We start from the raw sequence: 23362 nt of genomic DNA on the forward strand, positions 1-23362 counted from the left end.
GTAAATAGGCTTTAAATCGTATTTGTTTCAATTTATACAAGATTGCAGACTGTTCGTACAATACCATATCTGACCTTTATTATTGTGTAATACATTTATAATCAAATTGTTATTTGTTTCATTTAAATACATATAGAGTTATGGCAACATTTGTAAAAAATTGTGATCGTTACGCGGCGTTCCTTTATCCCAATGGAGAGAATTCCGGTAGGATTAATTTGTATTGTGCGGACGGATATAGATTATATCTGATTTTTAGAGAGGGAAATCTTTCCGGGAATACGTATAACGAGAATATAAAAACTGGTGTAGGGTATCAACCTATAGATAGATACAGTGATTATTTAGATTTGGTTAGAAACGAAAAACCAATTAGAGTTACTTTCAATACTACCAATAAGAATTATGTGGTATATGCTTCGGGAGAAGAAGTAGGAGAAGGAGAGTTGTAAATTGTGTTAGGTGAAAATCGGCCAGAACGGATAACTGTTCTGGCCGATTTTATTTTCTTGGACTTAAAATTAATCTATACGGTCAAATCCACAATAAGGTACCAATACCTCGGGTATTTGAATACCATCAGCAGTTTGATAATTTTCCAAAATCCCAGCTAAAACACGCGGTAAGGCCAAAGAGCTTCCGTTTAATGTATGGGCAAACTGGCTTTTTCCGTTTTCGTCTTTGTACCGTAGTTTTAGTCGGTTGGCCTGGTAGGCTTCAAAATTGGAAACAGAGCTAATTTCTAACCAACGGTCCTGCGCCGTGGAAAACACCTCAAAATCAAAAGTAAGGGCTGCCGTAAAACCTAGGTCACCGCCGCAAAGTCTTAGAATGCGGTATGGTAATTTTAGTTCTCTAAGGATATTTTTTACATGTTCTACCATGTTATCCAAAGCTTGGTACGAATTGGCGGGGTTTTCCACCCGAACAATTTCCACTTTATCAAACTGGTGAAGACGGTTAAGGCCACGAACATGTGCGCCGTAGCTTCCTGCCTCTCTCCTAAAACAAGGTGTGTAAGCCGTATAGCGGATAGGGAAATCGCTTTCGGCAACTATCTCGTCACGAAAAAGATTGGTAACCGGTACTTCGGCAGTTGGAATAAGGTAAAGGTCATCTTCTCCTACATGGTACATTTGCCCTTCTTTGTCAGGTAATTGCCCAGTTCCAAAACCGGATGCTTCGTTAACCAAGTGCGGTACTTGCATTTCGGTGTAACCTGCTTCTGTATTTTTATCTAAAAAATAAGAGATTAGGGCACGTTGCAATCTGGCACCTTTTCCTTTGTATACGGGAAAACCGGCACCTGTAATTTTTACGCCCAATTCAAAATCTATGATATCATATTTCTTTGCCAATTCCCAATGGGGTAGAGCATCGGTATTTAAAGTAGGTATGTCTCCTTCTTTAAAAATCTCTTCGTTGTCCTCATCTGAATTACCTGCAGGAACTGATTCATGGGGAACGTTAGGTATTTTATAAAGAACGCTCTGTAAATTTTCGGAAATAGTATTAAGCTCTTCGCCCAATCTTTTGGAATCTTCCTTTAAGGTCACTGTTTTCTCTTTGAGAACGTTGGCTTCTTGGGCTTTTCCAGTCTTAAAGAGCATGCCTATTTCTTTGGAAAGTTTGTTGCTTTCCGCTAGGGTGTTGTCCAAGGAAGTTTGTGTTGCACGTCTTTTTTCATCCAACTCCAACACTTCATTAATCAATGGTGCGGCATCTATATTGCGCTTTTTTAATGCGTTTATGATGTCGTCTTTTTTGTCTCTAACGACCTGTAGCTGTAACATTGCTCTTAAATTTAGTCTGCAAATTTAAACTAATGATTAAAAACCAATACATTTACGGCCGTTATAATCTTATTATTTTATGGTTTTTGAACATTTTGCACTGAACATTACGGATATACACAAAAGAGTAGACTGGTTTGTGACGCATTTAGGGTTAACTGTTGTTGTTGGACAGGAAAAGCCTCCTTTTATGACCTTTTTGGCCGATTCTACTGGGAGGGTGATGCTAGAGTTGTACCAAAAGCCGGAAGAACCGCTAAGTAACTTTGAGGAGCGCCACCCCGCAACATTTCATGTGGCTTTTGTTTCTGATGATGCCGAAGCAGATAAACAAAGACTTGTTGCTGAAGGAGCTACTCTTGTTGAGGAAGTTAAGCGTGAAGATCTACATCTTGTAATGCTACGTGACCCATGGGGCATGCCGTTACAACTTTGCAAGCGGGCTAAAAAATTCTAAGGTTTTTTTTCGTAGGTAGGTGATGGAAAAATCCATTCATTATGCCAAAAGTAGTTCCACTTGGTGTTGGCTAAATCTACTTTAGGGTCTATAAACGGGCGGTAAGGTTTTCCGTTTACGCTAACTTTAGAGTTTTGTGCGTACACCTCTATATGTTCTCCTTTTTTGGCATATTCCTTTTTTAACCTTTGGGCAAACTGCCATATAAAATCTGGGTAGCCCGCAATTCTCTTCTGTTGCTTTTTGGAGAGGTAATCTTTTGTTTTGATTACGGTCTGTTCCTCGGTTTTTGGATTGACTACCAAGAATTTTACTGTTCCTGTGCGGCTTCGGAGCATCATGCGCCAACTTAATCTGTGCCCTTCCTCTGTCCATAAAACATCGTCTTTTATAAAATGATGTCTTACGGGGAGCGTAATTTGTATTAGAAAATAAATGCCTCCTATAACAAGTAGTGGTTTTCTGTAGGATGGCACTTCTACCTTTTGAAGGAGGTAAGGTTTTTTCTTCTTAAAAAAGATATTCCGTATAGTCTCGGGTTCAAAAAAGAACACGGTAAAGGCCAACGATAAATACGGGAAAATACCAATCTGAAAAACAATGGAATTGAACAGGTGAAAAAACACAGAAGCGAAAAAGGCAATTTTTCGAGTGGGCTTCCAAAGTAGTGCGGGAACAATCAGTAAATCGAATAAAATACCCGAGACCCCAATAATTTTATGAATGAACGGTTCTTGCAACAGGCCTCCAATAATAGGGTAGCTGGCTTTGTTGAGCATTAGAATGCGAACAATTCCAAAATCTAACCAATCGCCATATAGTTTGGCAATAGAAGCGTAGGTGTAGACAATAAGTAGCTGAAAAATCACAATCCACTTTACATAAGCGAACATACTGTCGCTTTTTAAGTTTGGGTTTCGCTTTACATCCAATGAGTGACTTTGGTGTGCCGGTAGAAAACACATGATGAGCGAAATAAGTACCAGAAGATAGTAATGATTGTTGTACGATGTCTTTTGCATCAGGTAAACGCCCGCCCACATAAGGGTAAAGGAAATAATGGCAAGCCGGTATTTGTAGCCTAGGGCAATAAGTACGCCCAGTGTACCCATAACAAAGAAATAGTAGTACATGCCAAACCCCGGTAAAGGTTGGAGCCAATCAAAACCAATGAAATTAAAGGTAAACTTTGGTTCTATTAACGTTCTTCTGATCCAACCCGTTAAAATGGCGCCGTAACATTCTAGGGAAACAAGTATTCCGAAAAAAATACGGAATATAATCAGTTGTGAGTTATCGATTTTCGAAAAGAGAAAACGATTCAGCATTTATTCTAAGATTAGGGAGAGCGAGGTTTGTTTGTCCTTTTCCAGTTGAGTCTTTAGGGCTTCTACAGATTCAAACTTGTGCTCGTCGCGTATGCGGTGTAGAATGTCTATCTGTAGTTTTTGACCGTAAAGATCTTGGTCAAAATCAAAAAAGTTAATCTCAATAGTTTTCTCTTTGCCAGCAACGGTAGGGTTGTAACCAATGTTCATCATCCCGTAAACGGTTTTATTCAAAAGCTGACTTTTAACCACGTAGACCCCATTTTTGGGTATCAATTTATACGATTCCGCAATATGGAGGTTGGCGGTAGGGAAACCAAGTTGTCTGCCAAGGCCTTTTCCTTTTTGTATCGTGCCCGTGAGCATGTAGTTGTAGCTTAAGTAGCTGTTTGCCGTGGTAATATCGCCTTCTTGGAGCGCTTTACGTATTTTGGTTGAACTTACGGATACTTCATCTATTTCTTGTGCCGATATTTCTTCCACCTCAAAATTAAAGGTGCTGCCAAAAGCTTTAAGGTCGGTAATATTGGCATTTCGGTTTCTGCCGAAGCGATGGTCGTAACCAATAATAATTTTTTTGATCTGCAGCTGGTTCACCAAGTTGTCCCGAACGAATTCAGTGGCGGAGAGACGGGAAAATTCTTGCGTAAAAGGATGAATGATCAATTGGTCCAATCCTAGCTCCTCTAATATTTTGGTTTTTTCTTCAATGGTATTGAGCAATTTTATGTTTGCATCCTTTTGCAAAACCATCCGCGGATGCGGGAAAAAGGTCAATACGGTAGATTTAAGGTTTAGTGCAGCGGCATTATTTATCAAACGCTCCAGTATTTTTCTGTGACCAATATGAACACCGTCAAAAGTGCCTATGGTAATGGCAGTCGAATGCCGTTTATCGTTTTTGAAAATGCTTTGGACTGTTACCACCTGTTAAAAATAATAAAAAGACTTATATTTGATTTTGTTCTAAACCCCCTTGATGGTTACAAAATTACGTCTTGTTTTCTCAATTACCATAGCATTTCTTTCCTTTTCCGCCTCGGCACAGAGCGAATATTGGGAAAGCTCTTCGATGAAAAAATCTTCCTACAAGAGATTTTCGCAGGGGTTGAACATGCAGAACGCAAAAGTTTTTTCCTTACAAGAGAAACTTTTTAAGCAGGATTTGCAGCGCTCTACAACATCAAAGAGCGTTTCAAAAATTGTTCATTTTCCAAATTCTAACGGAGAAATGGTAGCGTATAGTGTTCGTGAAACGCCCGTTTTGTCCGAAGAACTTTCAAAAAAATACCCAGAAATAAAATCATTTTCCGGTTATGATGTAAATAATAGGGAAAACCGTATACGGTTCAGTATTTCTCAAAAGGAAGTGCAGGCCATGATTATTTCTTCGGAAAAAAGAGAGAACAGTTTTATTGAGAAGGTAGAGGGAGATACCTATATGGTGTATTCCGGGAGTGCTAAAAGTACAGGTGATGAAGATTTTGCTTGTAGTACCCAAGAAAAGGTTTTGTCCGCCGGTGCCAGCTTAACGGCCAAACCTCTGGATGACCGTGTACTTAGAAAATACAGGTTGGCCGTTTCGGCAACTGCGGAATATACGGAATATCATGGTGGTACAGTGGTTGATGCACTAGCAGGTATCAATGCCACTATAACAAGGGTAAATGAGGTTTTTGAAACGGATTTAGCAGTGCGTTTGGAGCTTGTAGCAGAAACGGACAAGATAATTTATACCAATGCGGCTACAGACCCGTATACGGGTACATTAAGCTTGTTGGGTGATCAGGGCCAGGCGGTAATGACCAGTGAGATAGGAGAAATAAACTATGATATTGGGCATGTGTTTCATAAAGGTGAAAATGGGGGTAACGCCGGTTTTATTGGGGCTATTTGTGTAACCAATAGAAAGGGTAGTGCATATTCATCCAGCCGAGTGCCTAAAGGAGACAAGTTTGATTTGGATTTTGTGGCCCATGAGATGGGACACCAATTAGGGGCAAACCATACTTGGTCACATGAATTTGAAGGAACCTTGGTTCAAGTAGAGCCGGGTAGTGGGTCTACCATTATGGGCTACGCAGGTATAGCGGATGTAGATGACGTAGCGGCCAGCGGAGACGATTATTTTCATTACGTTAGTATTAAGCAAATTATAGATAATCTAAAGACAAAAACCTGTGGGGAGGTTACGGGTATTTCCAATAATCCTCCCGTTGTTGCAGATTTGGAAGATTATGTGATACCAAAATCCACTGCTTTTATATTGGAGGGCAGCGCCACAGATCCTGATGTAGGAGATGTGCTGACCTATACATGGGAACAAATAGACAATGGCGTGGTTACTCAGGCCTCTTTTGGTCCAAATAATGCAAGCGGTGCAAATTTCAGGTCTAGACTTCCAAGTTTGGCACCTGTAAGATACTTTCCAATGTTGTCACAAGTAGTTCGTGGTAATTTGGTGCAGACCTTCCCTACGAGAGGTTCTGCTTGGGAAACGGTGTCGGACGTTGAGCGAGAGATGAATTTTGCTTTTACGGTTAGGGATAATGCACCAGGTGGAGGCCAAGTGGTTTCCAAATTAATGAATCTTGCCGTTGTAAACAGTGCAGGGCCTTTTCAGGTTACTTCGCAAGCATCTACCGAAACTTATGTGGCGGGTGAAGTGTTACAGATAGATTGGGACGTTGCCGGAACGGATAAGTTACCGGTTGCTACTAAAAATGTAGACCTTGTGCTTTCTATTGATGGCGGTGTAACTTTTACGGTTCCCTTGGCATCAGGTGTGGTTAACGATGGATCTCATAAAGTGGTAGTACCGGGTATTGCTACAGATAAGGCCCGGGTTATGGTCAAAGCTTCGGACAATGTGTATTATGCTGTGAATGCTACTGATTTTACCATTGAGGCATCGCAGTTTGTGATGAACTTTTCAGGATTGGAGTATGAAGCTTGTCATTTTGATGACCTTGTGATTCCTTTTGACCATGAAACCTATTTGGGTTTTGATGAAGAAGTTACTTTTGAGGTAACGGATGGGCCTGATAATTTAGGGGTTACTTTTATGCCGGATACCGTTTCAGTAGACGGAACCCGAGTGGATATGTTAATCGAAAATACCGAAAACGTTCCTGAAGGCTCGTATTCATTGACTATCACAGCTGTCTCTGCTAGCGTAACAAAAGAAATTATCCTAGACTTAAAGATATACGACACGGACTTTCCTGCAGTAGCGATTACGGCTCCTGCCAATAATTTAGTAGATGCCGCAACAACAGAGTTGCTACAGTGGGAGGAGGATGCTTCTTATACTTCATACGAGGTGCATATTGCAACCGATGCCGCTTTTGCCAACCTGGTAGAATTGGTCACGGTTACTACAAATAGTTATGTGCCTACGGAACTTAATAATCAGGAAGAATACTACTGGCGAGTAAAGCCTTTAAACGTATGTGGCGAAGGACCTTACAGTACAGTTCGTAAGTTCACTACCATACAAGTAGATTGTGCCAATAAGCCTGCGCGTGACCTTCCTTTGGAAATAAGTGCTACGGAAAGAACCACGGTAATTTCAAAAATTGCCTTTTTTGAAGATTTAAAGGTAGATGATATAAATGTAAGGTTGAACATTGATCACGAGTACCTTGAGGATTTGGTCGTAACACTAACATCTCCATCTAATACAGTGGTTCCGTTAATTTCTAGTTCATGCGGCAATCTAAGGAATGTAGATGCAATTTTTGATGATAGTGCTTCTAGTTTCTCTTGTGGAGCTACAGCTACAACGGCAATTAAGGGTACGGTAAAACCATTAGGTTCGCTAAGTTCTTTTAAAGGCGAGTCCGTATTGGGTGAATGGACCTTAACGGTAGTGGATAATGCCTCTAGGGATGGAGGTATGATAAACGAGTTCTCTCTGGATATTTGTGTAGAAGGCGAATTTAGACCGGATGCAGATAATGATGGTGTTTTTGATGATGGAGACGATTTATGCCTTAATACGCCCGAAGGGGCGGAGGTGGACTCCTCTGGTTGTGAGGTGCATAGGTTTGCTTCCGATAATTTTGAGATTACGGTAGAAAGTGAGTCCTGTAGAAATAATGATGATGGGGTCATTTCTATAGAGGCTAAAACGTCTATGGATTATACGGTAACTATATCTGGTAACAGTGTAGATGTAACCGATATGTTTACGGACTCGTTCTCGCTTTCAAATTTAAACTCGGGGGTATACACGTTGTGTGTAAACGCTTCAGGTGCCGGATTTGATTATGAACCTTTTTGTGCTCAGGTAACCGTATCCCAACCAGAGCCTTTGGGGGTAACATCCTCTGTTTCTTTAGATGGAAAGCAGTTGTTGTTATCTATGGAAGGAGCGGACCTGTATACTATTGAATTAAATGGTGAAACGCTACTGACCGATAAATCCGAGATTACACTAGATTTGAAATCAGGGGGTAATGTACTGCGGGTATCAACGGGTATTTCGTGTCAAGGTATTTATGAAGACCAATTTTTTGTGGGGAGTAAACCTATTGCATTCCCAAACCCGTTTAATGAAAGCACACGCGTTTTATTAGGGGCATCTACGGAAAAAGTAAGAATAGATATCTTTACTATTGGAGGTAGTTTGGTGAAAAGTGAACAGAGTACACCTAGAGGTGGGGGAGTAGACTTGGATTTTTCGGTATTGCATTCCGGAATGTATATTGTGAAAATCAAGGGAGAAACAATTAATGAATCGGTTAAAGTGATAAAACGATGAGGATACTAACTTTTATACTGTTGGGATTAGTACTCTTTTCGAGTTGTAAAAAAGACTCGCCGAAGGCGCCTGAAAAAGTGGATTTAATTGCCCCTGCTAAAAATTCAGAGTGCACACCCGTTCAAAGTGATGGCGATGCCAGTAGTATTGTTCGCTTTAATTGGAGAGCGGCAGATCATACGGAAGATTATGAGCTACAGGTTACGAATCTCAATACAGGTACCGTTCAATCAAAAAATACATCTAATACCATAGAAACCCTTTCATTGGCAAAGGGTACCCCTTTTTCTTGGGTGGTAATTTCAAAAAATTCAGAAACCACAACGGCAACAAGTAGTGATTCTTGGTTGTTCTATAATCCTGGCTCAGAAATTAGTCACGTGCCTTTTCCTGCAGAATTGACATTTCCGGTACAAGGGTCCACTGCATTCAAAGATGTTAATAATGAGGTAAGCTTAAAGTGGTCAGGCAAGGATTTGGATGATGATATAGAGACGTACGCTATTTATTTTTCTACCCAAAACCCACCCACCAACTTATTAAAAAGTACGGATGCCGGAGTTAGTGAACTAAAGGTAGAAGTAACCTCTGGAGAAGTCTATTTCTGGAAAGTTGTTACAACCGATGAAGAAGGAAATAGTTCCGCCAGTTCGGTTTCGGAATTTAAGACCCGTTAAATTGGTTCATAGTGCGGGCAACACCGGCCAGAACAAAGGATTTTATAAGCTCTGTAGTCTTTTCATAGCGCTCTGTTAACGCATTCTTTTCAGTTTCGGTCCATTCACCCAAAACATATTCAACTTGTCTTCCTTTTCCAAAATCTGCACCTACGCCAAATCTTAGTCGGTTGTAGTTTGTGGTCTGTAGTACATTCTGTATGTCCTTAAGACCGTTATGGCCGCCATTACTACCCTTGGTCTTTAGGCGTATAGTGCCAAATTCCAAGTTAATGTCATCAGTGATTACCAATACGTTTTCCAAAGGAATGTTTTCTTTGTCCATCCAATATTTTAGGGCCTTACCGCTAAGGTTCATATAGGTAGATGGTTTCAGGCAAAGCACACTACGCCCTTTAATTTTGAAAAGACCTATATCTCCCAATTTTGCGGTTTCAAATGAAAAACTGGCATCATTTGCTAGGGCATCCAATATTTTGAAGCCAATGTTGTGTCTGGTTTCTGTATACTCACTACCTATATTCCCTAGGCCAATGATGAGGTATTTTTTCATGGTATCTGTTTCTTCTAGAACACTTTTGCTCTTGTTGAAAATTGATTTTAGAAATTGATAAAACATAATAAATGGTTCTTGTTCATGATTATGTTCTAAAGTAGATGCCAAGCGGCAACCTTAAGGTGTAAAAATACAAAAGCGCCCTAAATTAGGGCGCTTTTTATAAAACTTCAATTGAAATTTATTCTTGGCTTTCACCACCTTCAGTAGCTGCTGCTTCAGTAGCTTCTCCTTCTTCTCCTTCAATTTCTTCGTCGTCATCAACGGCCACTGCTGTACGTTGCGTTTTAACTTGAACCACCACAGTTGTTTCTGGGTGTAGGATAGTAAATTCATCTTTCAATAAAGATTCAACGGTAATGTTTTCACCAATTTTCAATTTCGATATATCAATATCAAAATAATCTGGCAAGTTGTCCGGAAGTGCTTTAATGGCAAGTTTTCTCTTTCTAAAAAGTAGACGACCACCAGCTCTAACACCAGGAGCATTACCTACTAAACGAACAGGAATGTTCATGGTAACTTCCTTATCATCAAAAAGTTGATAGAAATCGATATGCAAAATTTTATCAGTCACTGGGTGAAACTGAATGTCTTGCATAATCGCTTTTACCTTAACATCGCCTAAGTCAACCTTTACGGTATGTGCGGCTGGGGTGTAGACTAAATCTCTGAACGCTAACTCATCTGCTGAAAAGTGCAATGGTTTTTCCCCTCCGTATACTACGCAAGGAACCTGTCCAGCATTACGTAGGGCCTTCGTTGCCTTCTTGCCCACGCTTTCTCTTTCTGATCCTTTAATTTTAATTGACTTCATTATATGGTTTAAAAAATTAATACTCTAAATTGGGTAGCCCTTTGAGCTACATTAAAAATTTTGATGCAATGGAAGTATTGTGGTGAACCCTATGCATAACATCTGCAAATAGCTCTGCACAGCTCAATACTTTTACTTTATCCGAATCCCGTCTTGCCGGAATAGAATCTGTAACGATTAGTTCCGATAGTTGGGATTTTTCTATCTTCTCATAGGCATCACCGGATAATAGGGCGTGAGTTGTAATGGCCCTAACACTTAGTGCACCTCTTTCCATCATTAAATCGGCAGCCTTGGTCAATGTTCCGGCGGTATCCACCATATCATCTACTAAGACCACGTTTTTTCCTTTTACGTCGCCAATAAGCTCCATGTGCGATATTACGTTGGCTTTTGCCCGTTGCTTGTAACAGATTACTACATCGCTAGACAATGCTTTGGAATACGCATAAGCTCTTTTGGAACCCCCCATATCTGGTGAAGCTATGGTCAGGTTTTCCAGGTTTAAGCTTTTTAGGTATGGTAAGAACATAGTGGATGCGAACAAATGGTCAACAGGTTTTTCAAAAAAACCTTGAATTTGATCGGCATGCAAATCCATTGTAATAATTCGTGTAGCACCTGCCGCTTCAAGCATTTTAGCAATTAGCTTTGCCGCAATAGGTACTCTTGGCTTGTCTTTTCTGTCTTGTCTTGCCCAACCAAAGTAAGGCATTACAGCGGTTATATGTCTAGCAGAGGCACGCTTGGCGGCATCTAGCATTAATAACATTTCCATTAGGTGTTCCGAACTAGGGTTTGTTGAACCGATAATGAAAATACGGGTACCTCTAACAGACTCTTCAAAGGAAGGCTGAAATTCACCATCACTATATCTAGAGAAGATTACGTTGCCTAATTCGGCCCCATAAAACTTGGCTATTTTTTTTGCTAACTCAGTACTTTGGGTACATGCGAAAATCTTAGGTTCGGGAACTTGGTAAGCCATGGGTAACGTATTGTGAATTAGTTTATTGACAAGTCGTTTTGTTAGCGAGGTGCAAATTTAGAAATTTATTTGTCTTGCTAAAGCATAAATGTTGTTATTTTTTTGTGTGGGGAAGAAAAAAATTTTTACTTTTGCAGTCCGATTTTAATGCTCGAGTGGCGGAACTGGTAGACGCGCTGGATTCAAAATCCAGTTCCTTTGGAGTGTGGGTTCGATTCCCACCTCGAGTACAAGATTAAAAATGAAGAGCTGAGAATGTATTCTCAGCTTTTTTTATACCTGAAATCCAATAACCATATAGGACAGGTAGAAAAGTATATTAATGGTTAAGGCAACCATTTTAAAAATAATTACCGAACGTTTGGTAAAATTTAAATAATTTGTATATTTGCCCCATGAGACCACAGAAAGTACTGGATAAACAAATTATTGAAAGCCTAGTAGGTGTTTTTAGGTCAAAAGGTTATGACGGGGCTAGTCTTTCTGAATTAGCCCAGAAAACAGGACTTAAAAAAGCTAGTTTGTATCATCGTTTTCCGGATGGAAAGCAGGGTATGGCTATTGCTGTTATGGATTATTTAGGGGAACGGGCAGAAGAAAAAGTATTCAAGGCTTTACGGGATGATAGTGTATCTCCCGCACAACGATTGGTTAACGGTTTGGATAGTATTAGGGGTGTTTATGCCAATGGAAAGGATGCATGCATCTTAAGGGCATTTTCTTTAGGTTCTGGTCTGGAATTATTTGGTGAGCAAATAGGGAAAGGCATGTTGCATTGGATTGATGCCTTCAAAAATTTAGGTCAGGATTTGGGCTTGACCGATGAAAAAGCGAAAAAGTATGCCGTACAGACCTTATTGGAAATTCAAGGTAGTCTTGTAGTTACTAAAGGGTTGAACGACTTAGATATATTTAAACAAACTTTAAAGGATATTGAATTTAGATACCTAAACGAATAAAAAAAATTTACCAATTAATTTTACCGAACATTCGGTAATAAATGTTAAAACTATGAAAAACTTAATTCTTTACGCTTTGGCTATTGTGCCACTATCTATGTCTGGGAAAACAATGCCAGATGTAGAAAAATCAAATCTAATATCTAAAAACAAAGAAAATATGACAACAATTAAGTATCGGACTTTAGAAGTTAACGGAATTAATATAGCATACCGAGAAGCGGGTAACCCCGAAAATGAGTCTATAGTTTTGCTGCATGGTTTTCCCACGTCCTCCCACCAATATAGAAAAGTGCTGGATCAATTATCTGATGAATATCACTTAGTAGCCCCTGATTATCCCGGTTTTGGAAATAGCGATTTTCCAGCTGCTAGTGCATTTGAATATACTTTTGATAACATTGCCGCTACAATAGATGCTTTTTTGGAAAAAAAGGAAATTACTTCCTATGCGTTAATGATTCAAGATTATGGCGCTCCAATTGGTTTTAGGATTGCTACGGCCCATCCAGAGCGGGTTACAGCAATTATAAATCAGAACGGTAATGCGTATGAAGAGGGTTTGGGAGCAGCGTGGAAAGATACTAAAGCATTCTGGGCAAATAGAAACGAGCAATCTGAAAAAGCATTATTACATTCTTTTTCATTAGAAGGGCTTAAGTGGCAATATACACATGGTACACGTAATCCCGAAAAGGTTAACCCGGATACTTGGCATTTAGATTATTTGAGAATGTCCAGACCTACCGCGCATGCCGTTCAATTAGATTTGTTTTATGATTATCAAATTAATGTAAAGCTATACCCAAAATGGCAGGAATATTTGAGGGAGAATCAACCGCCACTTTTAATTGTTTGGGGAAAGAACGACGCCTTTTTTCCAGAGAGTGGGGCGATTGCCTTTAAAAAAGATGTAAAAAATATTGATTATAACATTTACGATACCGGTCATTTTGCTTTGGAAGAAGATGCGGATAAAATCATCCCCAAAATGAGAAGTTTTTTGAGTAAGCTTAAAAAGTGAAAAACCTCAAACTAAACTAATAAAGAAGCCTCATTTTGTGAGGCTTCTTTTGTTTGCCGTAATAACTATAACGTAGCTCAATCGTAAAACACAACTTTCATTACCTTAGCACATATGAATGCAATTGAAATTAGAACTGTAAACGTAGTACAGTATATAAAACCCTTAAGGGAAGGCGGCTCGCTACCTGGTATAGTTAAAGCAGACGATGAGTTTCTTTATGTCTTAAAGTTTAGAGGGGCCGGTCAAGGAAAAAAAGCTTTAATTGCCGAACTTATTGGCGCAGAACTAGCTCGTGCCATGGAACTTAAGGTGCCGGAAATTGTTTTTATGAACTTAGACGATAGCTTCAGTAAGACCGAACCTGATGAGGAAATTCAAGATTTGCTTAAATTTAGCGTAGGCTTAAATCTTGGGTTACACTTTCTGTCCGGAGCTATTGTTTATGACCCTTTAGTTTCTGTTGCAGACCCTTTAACCGCTTCTAAAGTTGTACTTCTAGATAGTATGATTAGTAATATAGATCGTACGGCTAAAAATACCAACTTGCTGAATTGGCATAAAGAATTATGGCTGATCGATCACGGTTCCAGTTTTTATTTTCACCATAATTGGGAAACTTGGGAAACGCATCTGGAGCGGACTTTTCCCGCGATTAAAGACCATGTGCTGTTAGAACGTGCCACTCAATTGCCCCAAGCTTCCGGTATCATTAAGAAAAGAATAAGTGAAGAAGTCATTGCGGAAATTGTTTCTAAAATACCTGAAGATTGGCTGTCTAGTGAATCTGACCCATTAACAACTCATGAGAAGCGTGATGCCTACATGAAATTTTTGAACACAAGATTGGGAAAGTTAGATGTGTTAGTAAAAGAGGCGGAAGATGCAAGATAGGGTTACATACGAGTATGCCATAATAAGGTTGGTGCCAAAGGTAGAGCGGGAGGAATTTATTAATATAGGAGCTATCGTGTTTTCAAAACGAAAGAAGTTTCTTAAAATGAAATTTGTTATTGACCGCCAACGTATCCGGGCGTTTTCAAATGAAATAGATTTTGAGGCTATAGAGGCATATTTGGCCGCTTGGGAATTGGTTTGTGAAGGTGAACCTAAAGGAGGTGCTATAGGTAAATTGGATTTGCCATCAAGATTTCGCTGGCTTACAGCTTCTAGAAGTACCATTATACAAAGTTCAAAACCTCACCCAGGACTTTGTTTAGCTCTAGAGGAAGAGCTAGAAAACCTTTTTTTGAGACATGTTCTGTAATTATTTTTTGCAACGAGCAAGTATAGGTATATGCTGGTCTGGTCTAATGAATAACAGGGTTGCGGCATGTTGTATTCATCTATATGTCATGTTGAGAGTAATGCTGCAGTTTTAAAACATTTACTTTCAATAACACTTTTCTAAAAAAAATGTTAAATTTAGGGGCTGTTAATCATTGATTAACAGATTTCTACTTCCCCCCGTAGAAATTATGAGATAGGCCTAAAGCTATACTCTTGGTAGTGTTGGTAGCTGCTTCCTTGATTATTTTTATAATTTTAAACGGAGAAATGAGTGAACCCTTAAATCGGAATATTGACTTAAATACAGAGGCAAAATATACCCAAACTGTCCTAGACCATATGGGAGATTCTGTGTTCGTCAAAGACAGTCAAAGTAGATTGATATTAGTGAACGATGCTTTCTGTAAGATGATGGATATGTCTCGTGAAGAAATAATCGGTAAAACACTTGCCGAAGATGTTAGACCTGAAGAGAGAGATTATTTTTTAAAGGTAGATAGGCAGGTTTTGAATGATGGCATTGAGAATATCAGTGAAGAGAGTATAACGGTGAGGGGTGCGCAAACAAAGATTATATCTACAAGAAAATCTCGGTATATTGACGAAAGAGGTGATAAATTCCTTATTTGCGTAGTTCGTGATGTTACTGGAATGAAAAAGGCTGAAAAGCAGTTGCAAGAAAGTGAGGCCCAATTAAGGGAGATAGCGGCTACTAAGGACAAACTCTTATCTATCATTGCCCATGATTTAAGAAGTCCTTTTAACAATATAAGCCTGCTATCGGATTTATTGAATGATTCCGTAAAAAAAAATGATGTTGCTCAATCTAAAGAATATTTAACCCTCATTGATAGAACTACCAAAAACAGTCTTAACCTGTTGGATAACCTTTTGAATTGGGCCAAATCCCAAACGGGACAGATAGATTTCAGAACCGAAAGAACTTGCATTAATCAGATAATAGAGGAAACTCTGGAATTATCCAGTGTTATTGCATCCACAAAGGGTATTACCCTTAATTATGATCAAGAAGGTGTTATTTCCGTTAATTCTGACCATAAAATTATAAGGACCGTAGTGCGTAACCTTGTTTCAAACGCAATTAAGTTTACTAAACCTGGTGGGCATATCAATGTATCATCTAAAGCCGGTGAGACCTATGTAGAAATCACGGTTTCCGATAACGGTGTAGGAATGAGCGAGGATACATGTCAAAAATTGTTCGGGATTAACACTAATATGGCTTGTGTGGGAACGGCAAATGAAAAAGGGTCTGGTTTTGGTCTTGTTCTTTGTAAAGAATTCGTAGAAAAATTGGGAGGTGAAATTTGGGCGGAAAGTACTTTTGGAAAGGGTAGCGACTTTAAATTCACAATTCCCTTAAATATATCTGAGTAGTTTGGATTAATGAGATTGTCATAATCTGTTCGTATTTGTTTAGTTTTAGGACTAGAATTGAACAAGGAAAATGAACAGCACTACCTTAAGGACTTTTTTAACTACAAATCTTGATGTTCATGAGAACGAGGTTTTGGCAATTCTTGATAATTGTACAACTAAAACCATAAAAAAAGATTCCTTTTTATTGCGCAGGGAAGAACGTTGTACCCATACTTTTTTCGTGGAAAAGGGCCTTTTAAGACAGTATTCTATAGATGCTAAGGGTAAAGAGCACGTTATAGCTTTTGCTCCGGAAAATTGGTTTGTTACGGACCGCGAGAGTAGCTATTTTAATTCACCTTCGGTTTATTATATCCAAGCGTTGGAAGAGAGTCGGGTAGTATTAATAGACGAGAGGTTCATTAAGGATTTATCGGAAAAAATACCATCTTTTACAGATTTCAATACCCGGTTGTTGCACAACCATATTAGACACTTACAAAAAAGAGTAAACGGACTTTTAAGTTCGTCTGCAGAGGAAAGATATTTGCAATTTGTAAAAATGTACCCGGATATTCTTTTGCGTGTGCCCCAAACCATGGTAGCATCATATTTGGGTATTACGCCAGAAAGCCTAAGCAGGGTAAGAAAAAGTCTTGCGGATAAAAATTTCAGAAAATAGGTTCTTATCATACATCAATGCACAGGTTGGCCTATCGCAATACTTTTGTGGTATAAAATCTTAAAAACATGAAAACAAGAACAGTAGAATTAGTGGCAAAACCAAGAGACCCACATTTTGTTGGGGATGGTTTTAGAGTACATAACTTTATCCCTAGCGGATTTAGATTGGATATGCAGCGTATGAATCCATTTATAATGATGGATTATAATTCAAAGTTTCACTTTTCGGCAACGGATAATCCTAGAGGGGTGGACGTTCATCCGCATAGAGGTTTTGAAACTGTTACCATTGCCTATAAAGGTAGGGTAGCCCACCATGACAGTAGTGGAGGTGGTGGCGTAATTGGTGAAGGTGATGTGCAATGGATGACCGCTGCAAGCGGAGTATTACACAAAGAATATCATGAGGAGGAATGGGCAAAAAAAGGGGGCGATTTTCAAATGGTACAACTTTGGGTAAACTTGCCCCAAAAAGATAAAATGAGCGCACCCAAATATCAGGCATTAAAAAAGGAAGACTTGGGTAACTATATACTTCCGGACGGTGCGGGTAAAATAGAGGTAATAGCTGGTGTGTACAAAGACATAAAAGGAGCTGCGTCTACTTTTACACCAATTCATATGTTAAATGCCCATTTAAAAAGCGGAGCTAAAGCGGACTTCTCCTTTCCCGAAAATTACAATACGGTTGTGTTGGTGATTGAGGGAAGTATTACAGTGAGCGGTAAAGAACATGCTCCTACAGATCATTTGGTACTTATGGCTAATGATGGTGAAGATTTTACGGTGGAAGCATCTGAAGACACTTTGGTGTTGGTGTTGAGTGGTGAGCCTCTAAACGGACCAATTGCCGCTCATGGCCCTTTTGTTATGAATACCAAAGAAGAGTTAATGCAAGCTTTTCATGATTTTAATAATGGTAAGTTTGGGTATTTAGAAGGTTAATAGGGCTTGTTCCGGTACTATTAAAAGAGAGAATTCTATGGGTTCTCTCTTTTTTTTAGACTTTATCGTATTGAGATCACCAATTAGTTAAGCATCTATATGTTTGTATAGAAATTTAAACCAATGTAGTTTTAGTATCTGGTTGTTGGCTGGAAATAGCACAATTGTTATAAATTGAAATAAATGGCAGGAGAAAAAAACTTAGCGGAAATGATAAAAGGTATGACCCCCAAGTTAAATGAGGGTGAATACGTATTTGTAACTTTGCCCAATGTGGATCACATCTCAAGAGCGGATACAATTTGCGAATTTAAAGAAGAGGAGGGTGTTACGGTAATTATAGCCAAGCAAAAAGCCGATGCTTTACAACTTCCGTATGAGTACATCGCTTCTTGGATAACTTTGGAAATCCACTCATCATTAGAAGGAGTAGGGCTTACCGCGCTATTTTCTTCGGAACTGGCAAAAAATAACATCAGTTGTAACGTTGTTGCGGCCTACTATCATGACCATATTTTTGTAGACCACAAGGTGGGTGAAAAGGCGGTTAATGTATTAAAAACCCTTTCGGAAAACTATTCATAAACCTTAGGATCCATCAACTTAAAAAGAAGGGCTTAAGTGTGTTTTTTCGAGTTTCATTTGTTATCTAATTTAGTATCTTAGAGGGCTTAATACCAATCTAGCCCATGCCACTTGCCATTGTTATTGCCGGAATTTTCATTCTCTTCATTTTAATAGCCCGTTTTAAACTCAATGCCTTTATCGCCTTCATTATCGTTTCCCTGTTGGTTGGGGTGGCAGAAGGAATGGATTTTGAAACGGTAACCAAATCCATACAATCCGGTATTGGAAATACGCTTGGATACTTAATACTAATTTTGGGTCTAGGTGCTATGTTGGGTAAGTTGGTGGCAGACAGCGGGGCGGCACAACGTATTACTACCCAGTTGGTAGAAAAATTTGGAAAGAAACACATTCAATGGGCCGTAGTGCTTACGGGTTTTATCGTGGGTATTCCCATGTTCTATACGGTGGGTTTTGTTATTTTAATACCCTTGGTCTTTACGGTGGCCGCAGCTACCAGGCTTCCTTTAATTTATGTGGGTTTGCCCATGTTGGCATCTCTTTCCGTAACACACGGGTACCTTCCTCCGCATCCGGCGCCTACAGGTATAGCGGTTATTTTTAATGCCGATATCGGGAAAACCTTATTGTATGGTATTCTAGTGGCCATACCTGCTATTATCGTTGCAGGGCCACTATTATCACGCGCTATTAAAAATGTAGAGGCAACTCCCCTTAAGGAATTTTTAAACCCAAAAGTTTTAACGGATGATGAAATGCCAAGTACGGCTACCAGTATTCTTACGGCACTGCTTCCTGTAATTCTTATCGGTTTCGCGTCTGTAATGACCTTGTTGTTGCCCGAAGGGAATGCTGTTAGAAAAGCAACTGATATTTTGGGTAATCCCGTAATGGCAATGCTTATATCTGTTCTGGTGGCCATTTATACCTTGGGACTGGCTAGGGGTAAAAAAATGAAAGATGTAATGGATTCCGTTTCCAGTGCCGTTTCTGGTATTACCATGGTACTTTTGATTATAGCGGGTGCGGGAGCGTTAAAACAAGTGCTTATAGATAGTGGGGTGAGCGATTATATAGGTGAAATGCTAAAAGGTTCTACTATTTCTCCACTTATCTTGGCATGGCTTATAGCAACGGTCATTCGGGTCTGTGTAGGCTCCGCAACGGTGGCTGGTCTTACAGCGGCGGGTATTGTTTTGCCGTTAATCGCCAATACAGGTGTTAGTCCGGAGCTAATGGTTTTAGCAATTGGCTCGGGAAGTTTAATGTTATCCCATGTTAATGATAGCGGGTTTTGGCTTTATAAGGAGTATTTTAATCTATCGGTTAAGGACACCTTAAAAACATGGACAGTAATGGAAACCACAGTGGGAGTTATGGGGCTCATAGGGGTGCTCATTCTTGATATTTTTATATAAATTATTGAATCATTGCACGATGATGAAAAGAAGACAGTTCATTAATAGAACGGCACTGGCAGTTGTAGGTACTAGCCTAATGGGGTGCTTTGATAACTCCAAATTTCAATTAAAGAAAAACCAGGTTGTGGGTTGTTTTGGCGATAGCATTACTTACGCAGGCGGGCATGGTTATGTTGAAATGCTTCAGGAAAAATTCAATCTAGAAAAACCGGAACTCAATATTACGTTCATCAACTTTGGGAAGAGTAGTGAAACCGTAAGCGGACTTACAGAACAGGATCATCCCGGCCCCAGGCCGTACCTTTTTGAACGGTTAGATGAGATTTTGGACAAAAACTCCATAGATGTAGCCCTTTTCTGCTATGGTATTAATGACGGTATTTACGGAAAACCTTCCGATGAACTGTTCAGAAGCTTTAAAATTGGCGTTTATTCTTTTCTTGAAAAAATGCGTCAAAGGGATATCAAGACCATTTTACTCACTCCACCACCCTTGGCCGAGTCCAGTAAAAAAAATGAAAAAGCAATGTCCTATAGTTATAAAAATCCCTATCCTAAATATGATGCGGAAGTGCTTGAAAAGTTTACCGATATTATTCTAGAAATGCAGCATCCTTACGCCAATGCCGAGATAAATATTAGGAAACCGCTTTTTGCAAGTCAAAAAGAGTGTTATGGCAAAGACCCTATACATCCTAATAAAACAGGACATAGATTGATTGCCGATACGATTTTTAGTAATTTATCGTTTTAACATTGCCTTAAGCCCCTATGGCAGGGTATTTGTTATCTTTATCTTGCATTTTTTTATACAATGATCAAAAAATATTCGGTACTGGTATTGGCTGCACTGCTGTTTTCCCTTACGGGGATGGCCCAGACGGATATTCCCCAAAAGAAAGACCTTAAGATTGATGCCGCCAATAAGATTGATGATAACGCCAAGCCTGACCAAGGCACTTCGTTAAAAATACCCTCCGTGGTGGATGACCAGCCTCAGGTAGATTTTGATATTGCAAAACGCAACCCTGTAAAGATGATCGATGACCGCGAACTGGTTCAGGCCGGGGCAGGTATGAAAATAGACCCAAAAGTAGGGCCAAGACAACCCAAGGAAGGTTCTAAACAGCACTTTGCAGATATGTATTTGGGCGATGTAAAAAACAACGGGAAGTTTGTGGGTATCGTTTGTCGTGATCACGAATTTGTAGATGGCGATCGTGTAAAAATATATGTTAACGGTGATGTGGCCGACCCCAATATTCTCCTAACCGGCTCTTTTAAAGGCGTGAACGTTGACTTAAAAGAAGGTTTTAACCGTATAGATTTTGAGGCCCTTAACGTGGGTTCTTCTCCTCCTAACACCGCACAAATCAACGTTTATGATGATAAGGGAGAGCTTATCTACGCGAATAAATGGTTGCTCTCCGAAGGTTCTAAAGCTACCTTGATCGTTACAAAGGAAGCGGAAGATTAAATTTTCTAGATTGCGCTGTGTATTCTCAATATTCGCTAGTGGTTTAGCTTTATGATTTAGATAACTTTCTTAAAAAGCAAAGTCACTGTTTTTACCGTAACTTTGCCCTCTTCAAAACATCTTCCATGGCCGAAAAGAAAGTTAGTATCCTTACCGCATTTAAGACCATTATCTGGCCCAGACGAAATCTTGTGTTTATAGGTCTTGTGCTTATTGTAATAAGCAAAGCAGCAAGTTTTGTTGCACCTATGTCCCTTAAATATTTAATGGACGACATTATACCCAATAAAGACCTGGATTTTTTAAAATTGCTTGTTGGTGCTGTTGCCTTAGCAATCTTGGTACAAGCGGTAACCTCATTTTTATTGACTAAAATCTTAAGTGTACAGGCACAGTTTCTAATTTCTGAGCTTAGGGCTCAAGTGCAGAAAAAGGTGCTCTCGTTACCTATAAGCTTTTTTGATAATGCAAAATCTGGAGCTTTGGTTTCCCGTATTATGAGCGATGTGGAAGGGGTCCGTAATCTTATCGGTACTGGGTTGGTCCAACTTGTTGGCGGAACAATTACCGCTGTAGTTTCACTTATATTGTTATTGCGGATCAGTTGGACGATGACTGTGTTCACCTTGGTGCCTCTTGCCATATTTGCTATTATAGCGTTAAAGGCTTTTAAGATTATAAGGCCCATTTTTAGAAATAGAGGAAAAATAAATGCCGAGGTCACGGGTAGACTTACGGAAACCTTGGGTGGCGTTCGCGTAATCAAGGGTTTTAATGCGGAAGAGCAAGAAAATAAAATTTTTGAAAAGGGAGTAGACCGTCTTTTTCAAAATGTAAAAAAGAGTTTGACCGCCACTGCTTTTATGACCAGTTCTTCAACCTTTCTTTTGGGGATTGCCACTACGGGTATTATGGGTATAGGAGGTTATAAAATAATGATGGATGAGCTTACTATTGGTGAATTTTTAACCTTTACATTTTTGTTAGGGTTGATGATAGCTCCTATTGTTCAAATGAGCAATATTGGTAGTCAGTTGACCGAAGCACTGGCTGGATTGGACCGTACGGAAGAACTTATGAATATGACCCCTGAGTCAGATGAAGAAAACCGAACGATTGTTCTAGATGAGATTAAAGGGGATATTGTTTTTGATGATGTTTCGTTTGCTTATGAGGAAGATAAGGAGGTGTTGCACAACATTAACTTTGAAGTGAAATCCGGAAACGTAGTCGCCTTGGTAGGGAGTTCTGGTTCGGGAAAATCTACCATTGCAGGATTGGCAGCTACTTTTTTAAACCCTCAGTCGGGAAGGATTACTATAGACGGCAAGGACGTCTCTAAAGTAAACCTAAATAGTTTTAGACAACATTTAGGGGTGGTTTTGCAAGACGATTTTCTTTTTGAGGGAACCATACGGGAGAATATTCTGTTTCCTAGACCAAATGCTTCTGAAGAGCAATTGCAACAGGCAGTTGAAGCTGCTTATGTAAATGAGTTTACAGATAGGTTTGAAGATGGACTCGACACTTTGATAGGGGAGCGCGGCGTTAAGCTTTCCGGGGGGCAACGCCAACGTATTGCGATTGCAAGGGCCGTTTTGGCCGACCCTAAAATTTTAATTCTAGATGAGGCTACATCTAATTTGGATACAGAAAGCGAAGCCTTGATTCAAAAGAGTTTAGCAGCTTTAACGGAAGGGCGTACCACTTTTGTAATAGCGCACAGGTTAAGTACCATCCGAAAAGCGAATCAGATTTTAGTTATTGAAAATGGTAGAATTGCCGAAGAAGGCACCCACGACGAGCTAATTTCAAAAGAAGGTAGGTACTACAACTTGTTTACCTACCAGGCAAGAATCTAACTTTCAGGAGCCAGTTCTACTTCTAGGCCGTCTAAATCTGGGGTCATATGAATTTGGCATCCCAAACGGCTGTTGTCTTTAACATCAAAAGCTTCGGCCAACATGGCATCTTCATCATCGGACTTCTCAGGAAGTTCATGATTGGATTCTACATAGCATTGGCAAGAAGCGCACATGGCCATGCCTCCGCAGATTCCAATAGTTCCTTCAGGGGCCAATTCGTACGAACGTACGACCTCCATAAGGTTCATGTTCATATCGGTTGGGGCGTCTACCTCATGGGTTACACCATCACGGTCGGTTATTTTTATTTTTATGTCGGACATTAGAATTCTTGAATTATAAACTTTT

At 39.6% G+C, this 23362-nt stretch carries 23 protein-coding genes and 1 tRNA gene; 17 read left to right on the forward strand and 7 right to left on the reverse strand.

Annotated elements, in window-relative coordinates:
- The first annotated feature begins 140 nt into the window (after window positions 1–140).
- Window positions 141–452: a hypothetical protein gene (locus KO513_RS13065; RefSeq protein ID WP_215913726.1), complete on the forward strand. Its 312-nt coding sequence runs from the start codon at window positions 141–143 to the stop codon at window positions 450–452.
- 69 nt (window positions 453–521) lie between these two features.
- On the opposite strand, the gene serS is transcribed toward KO513_RS13065, so the two are convergent.
- Complete coding sequence (serS, locus tag KO513_RS13070; RefSeq protein ID WP_215913727.1) at window positions 522–1793, reverse strand: serine--tRNA ligase; 1272 nt, start codon at window positions 1791–1793, stop codon at window positions 522–524.
- 79 nt (window positions 1794–1872) lie between these two features.
- Here serS and KO513_RS13075 point away from each other — a divergent pair, with 79 nt between their 5' ends.
- Window positions 1873–2250, forward strand: coding sequence for a VOC family protein (locus KO513_RS13075; RefSeq protein ID WP_215913728.1), 378 nt, complete (start codon window positions 1873–1875; stop codon window positions 2248–2250).
- Here the strand turns inward: KO513_RS13075 and KO513_RS13080 are convergent.
- Both KO513_RS13080 and KO513_RS13085 read right to left on the reverse strand, forming a co-directional pair.
- Window positions 2247–3578 (reverse strand): HTTM domain-containing protein, encoded by a 1332-nt coding sequence (locus tag KO513_RS13080; protein ID WP_215913729.1) that lies wholly within the window; start codon window positions 3576–3578, stop codon window positions 2247–2249. The genes KO513_RS13075 and KO513_RS13080 overlap by 4 nt on opposite strands.
- Window positions 3579–4505: a bifunctional riboflavin kinase/FAD synthetase gene (locus KO513_RS13085; RefSeq protein WP_215913730.1), complete on the reverse strand. Its 927-nt coding sequence runs from the start codon at window positions 4503–4505 to the stop codon at window positions 3579–3581. It lies immediately after the preceding gene.
- Between the two features lie 52 nt (window positions 4506–4557).
- On the opposite strand from KO513_RS13085, the gene KO513_RS13090 reads away from it, so the two are divergent.
- Together KO513_RS13090 and KO513_RS13095 are read left to right on the forward strand one after the other, a co-directional pair.
- Window positions 4558–8343 carry a reprolysin-like metallopeptidase gene (locus tag KO513_RS13090; protein WP_215913731.1) on the forward strand — a complete coding sequence of 1262 codons (3786 nt, stop codon included), beginning with the start codon at window positions 4558–4560 and terminating at the stop codon, window positions 8341–8343.
- 77 nt (window positions 8344–8420) lie between these two features.
- Complete coding sequence (locus KO513_RS13095; RefSeq protein WP_215913732.1) at window positions 8421–9020, forward strand: hypothetical protein; 600 nt, start codon at window positions 8421–8423, stop codon at window positions 9018–9020.
- Here KO513_RS13095 and pth read toward each other — a convergent pair.
- The 3 genes from pth to KO513_RS13110 all read right to left on the reverse strand — a co-directional run bounded on the left by pth (window position 9007) and on the right by KO513_RS13110 (window position 11381).
- Window positions 9007–9639, reverse strand: a complete 633-nt coding sequence (gene pth / locus KO513_RS13100; RefSeq protein WP_252735791.1) for an aminoacyl-tRNA hydrolase — start codon at window positions 9637–9639, stop codon at window positions 9007–9009. The two genes, KO513_RS13095 and pth, sit on opposite strands and share 14 nt — an antisense overlap.
- 118 nt (window positions 9640–9757) lie before the next feature.
- The gene (locus tag KO513_RS13105; protein ID WP_215437571.1) at window positions 9758–10393 is read right to left on the reverse strand and encodes a 50S ribosomal protein L25/general stress protein Ctc; all 636 of its coding nucleotides are present in this window, start codon (window positions 10391–10393) and stop codon (window positions 9758–9760) included.
- A 46-nt stretch (window positions 10394–10439) separates the two neighbouring features.
- The gene (locus KO513_RS13110; RefSeq protein WP_215437574.1) at window positions 10440–11381 is read right to left on the reverse strand and encodes a ribose-phosphate pyrophosphokinase; all 942 of its coding nucleotides are present in this window, start codon (window positions 11379–11381) and stop codon (window positions 10440–10442) included.
- A gap of 149 nt (window positions 11382–11530) precedes the next feature.
- Between KO513_RS13110 and KO513_RS13115 the strand changes: the two genes are divergently transcribed.
- The 13 genes from KO513_RS13115 (at window position 11531) to KO513_RS13175 (ending at window position 23011) form a co-directional block, all read left to right on the forward strand.
- Window positions 11531–11611: transfer RNA gene (locus KO513_RS13115), tRNA-Leu, on the forward strand.
- 165 nt (window positions 11612–11776) lie between these two features.
- On the forward strand, window positions 11777–12340 hold the full coding sequence (locus KO513_RS13120) for a TetR/AcrR family transcriptional regulator (RefSeq protein ID WP_215913733.1): 564 nt from the start codon (window positions 11777–11779) through the stop codon (window positions 12338–12340).
- Window positions 12341–12392: 52 nt separating this feature from the next.
- Entirely contained in the window at window positions 12393–13364 is a 972-nt protein-coding gene (locus KO513_RS13125; protein ID WP_215913734.1) for an alpha/beta fold hydrolase, read from the forward strand.
- 114 nt (window positions 13365–13478) lie between these two features.
- Window positions 13479–14258, forward strand: coding sequence for a HipA family kinase (locus KO513_RS13130; RefSeq protein WP_215913735.1), 780 nt, complete (start codon window positions 13479–13481; stop codon window positions 14256–14258).
- The gene (locus KO513_RS13135) at window positions 14248–14631 is read left to right on the forward strand and encodes a DUF3037 domain-containing protein (protein WP_215913736.1); all 384 of its coding nucleotides are present in this window, start codon (window positions 14248–14250) and stop codon (window positions 14629–14631) included. The genes KO513_RS13130 and KO513_RS13135 overlap by 11 nt, the downstream gene beginning before the upstream one ends.
- A gap of 290 nt (window positions 14632–14921) precedes the next feature.
- Window positions 14922–16052, forward strand: a complete 1131-nt coding sequence (locus KO513_RS13140; protein ID WP_215913737.1) for a PAS domain-containing sensor histidine kinase — start codon at window positions 14922–14924, stop codon at window positions 16050–16052.
- 70 nt (window positions 16053–16122) lie between these two features.
- On the forward strand, window positions 16123–16716 hold the full coding sequence (locus KO513_RS13145; protein WP_215913738.1) for a Crp/Fnr family transcriptional regulator: 594 nt from the start codon (window positions 16123–16125) through the stop codon (window positions 16714–16716).
- Window positions 16717–16784: 68 nt separating this feature from the next.
- Entirely contained in the window at window positions 16785–17663 is an 879-nt protein-coding gene (locus tag KO513_RS13150) for a pirin family protein (protein ID WP_215913739.1), read from the forward strand.
- A 183-nt stretch (window positions 17664–17846) separates the two neighbouring features.
- Window positions 17847–18248 carry an ACT domain-containing protein gene (locus KO513_RS13155; RefSeq protein WP_215913740.1) on the forward strand — a complete coding sequence of 134 codons (402 nt, stop codon included), beginning with the start codon at window positions 17847–17849 and terminating at the stop codon, window positions 18246–18248.
- Window positions 18249–18352: 104 nt separating this feature from the next.
- On the forward strand, window positions 18353–19669 hold the full coding sequence (locus KO513_RS13160) for a gluconate:H+ symporter (protein ID WP_215913741.1): 1317 nt from the start codon (window positions 18353–18355) through the stop codon (window positions 19667–19669).
- A 19-nt stretch (window positions 19670–19688) separates the two neighbouring features.
- On the forward strand, window positions 19689–20426 hold the full coding sequence (locus KO513_RS13165; RefSeq protein ID WP_215913742.1) for a GDSL-type esterase/lipase family protein: 738 nt from the start codon (window positions 19689–19691) through the stop codon (window positions 20424–20426).
- A 60-nt stretch (window positions 20427–20486) separates the two neighbouring features.
- On the forward strand, window positions 20487–21149 hold the full coding sequence (locus KO513_RS13170) for a hypothetical protein (RefSeq protein WP_215913743.1): 663 nt from the start codon (window positions 20487–20489) through the stop codon (window positions 21147–21149).
- A gap of 125 nt (window positions 21150–21274) precedes the next feature.
- On the forward strand, window positions 21275–23011 hold the full coding sequence (locus KO513_RS13175) for an ABC transporter ATP-binding protein (RefSeq protein WP_215913744.1): 1737 nt from the start codon (window positions 21275–21277) through the stop codon (window positions 23009–23011).
- On the opposite strand, the gene KO513_RS13180 is transcribed toward KO513_RS13175, so the two are convergent.
- Window positions 23008–23337: a 2Fe-2S iron-sulfur cluster-binding protein gene (locus KO513_RS13180; RefSeq protein ID WP_215913745.1), complete on the reverse strand. Its 330-nt coding sequence runs from the start codon at window positions 23335–23337 to the stop codon at window positions 23008–23010. The two genes, KO513_RS13175 and KO513_RS13180, sit on opposite strands and share 4 nt — an antisense overlap.
- Window positions 23338–23362: the final 25 nt, after the last annotated feature.

The organism is Zobellia sp. B3R18, assembly GCF_018860715.1.
Lineage (GTDB): Bacteria > Bacteroidota > Bacteroidia > Flavobacteriales > Flavobacteriaceae > Zobellia > Zobellia russellii.

What these genes read in the sequence shown, in the direction of transcription:
- KO513_RS13110 (WP_215437574.1), bottom strand. Translation starts at nt 11,381, where the DNA reads ATGGCTTACCAAGTTCCCGAACCTAAGATTTTCGCATGTACCCAAAGT.
- KO513_RS13150 (WP_215913739.1), top strand. Translation starts at nt 16,785, where the DNA reads ATGAAAACAAGAACAGTAGAATTAGTGGCAAAACCAAGAGACCCACAT.
- KO513_RS13160 (WP_215913741.1), top strand. Translation starts at nt 18,353, where the DNA reads ATGCCACTTGCCATTGTTATTGCCGGAATTTTCATTCTCTTCATTTTA.
- pth (WP_252735791.1), bottom strand. Translation starts at nt 9,639, where the DNA reads ATGTTTTATCAATTTCTAAAATCAATTTTCAACAAGAGCAAAAGTGTT.
- KO513_RS13170 (WP_215913743.1), top strand. Translation starts at nt 20,487, where the DNA reads ATGATCAAAAAATATTCGGTACTGGTATTGGCTGCACTGCTGTTTTCC.
- KO513_RS13155 (WP_215913740.1), top strand. Translation starts at nt 17,847, where the DNA reads ATGGCAGGAGAAAAAAACTTAGCGGAAATGATAAAAGGTATGACCCCC.
- KO513_RS13120 (WP_215913733.1), top strand. Translation starts at nt 11,777, where the DNA reads ATGAGACCACAGAAAGTACTGGATAAACAAATTATTGAAAGCCTAGTA.
- KO513_RS13180 (WP_215913745.1), bottom strand. Translation starts at nt 23,337, where the DNA reads ATGTCCGACATAAAAATAAAAATAACCGACCGTGATGGTGTAACCCAT.
- KO513_RS13065 (WP_215913726.1), top strand. Translation starts at nt 141, where the DNA reads ATGGCAACATTTGTAAAAAATTGTGATCGTTACGCGGCGTTCCTTTAT.
- KO513_RS13145 (WP_215913738.1), top strand. Translation starts at nt 16,123, where the DNA reads ATGAACAGCACTACCTTAAGGACTTTTTTAACTACAAATCTTGATGTT.
- KO513_RS13140 (WP_215913737.1), top strand. Translation starts at nt 14,922, where the DNA reads ATGAGTGAACCCTTAAATCGGAATATTGACTTAAATACAGAGGCAAAA.
- KO513_RS13090 (WP_215913731.1), top strand. Translation starts at nt 4,558, where the DNA reads ATGGTTACAAAATTACGTCTTGTTTTCTCAATTACCATAGCATTTCTT.
- KO513_RS13080 (WP_215913729.1), bottom strand. Translation starts at nt 3,578, where the DNA reads ATGCTGAATCGTTTTCTCTTTTCGAAAATCGATAACTCACAACTGATT.
- KO513_RS13130 (WP_215913735.1), top strand. Translation starts at nt 13,479, where the DNA reads ATGAATGCAATTGAAATTAGAACTGTAAACGTAGTACAGTATATAAAA.
- KO513_RS13075 (WP_215913728.1), top strand. Translation starts at nt 1,873, where the DNA reads ATGGTTTTTGAACATTTTGCACTGAACATTACGGATATACACAAAAGA.
- KO513_RS13165 (WP_215913742.1), top strand. Translation starts at nt 19,689, where the DNA reads ATGATGAAAAGAAGACAGTTCATTAATAGAACGGCACTGGCAGTTGTA.
- KO513_RS13125 (WP_215913734.1), top strand. Translation starts at nt 12,393, where the DNA reads ATGAAAAACTTAATTCTTTACGCTTTGGCTATTGTGCCACTATCTATG.
- KO513_RS13135 (WP_215913736.1), top strand. Translation starts at nt 14,248, where the DNA reads ATGCAAGATAGGGTTACATACGAGTATGCCATAATAAGGTTGGTGCCA.
- serS (WP_215913727.1), bottom strand. Translation starts at nt 1,793, where the DNA reads ATGTTACAGCTACAGGTCGTTAGAGACAAAAAAGACGACATCATAAAC.
- KO513_RS13105 (WP_215437571.1), bottom strand. Translation starts at nt 10,393, where the DNA reads ATGAAGTCAATTAAAATTAAAGGATCAGAAAGAGAAAGCGTGGGCAAG.
- KO513_RS13175 (WP_215913744.1), top strand. Translation starts at nt 21,275, where the DNA reads ATGGCCGAAAAGAAAGTTAGTATCCTTACCGCATTTAAGACCATTATC.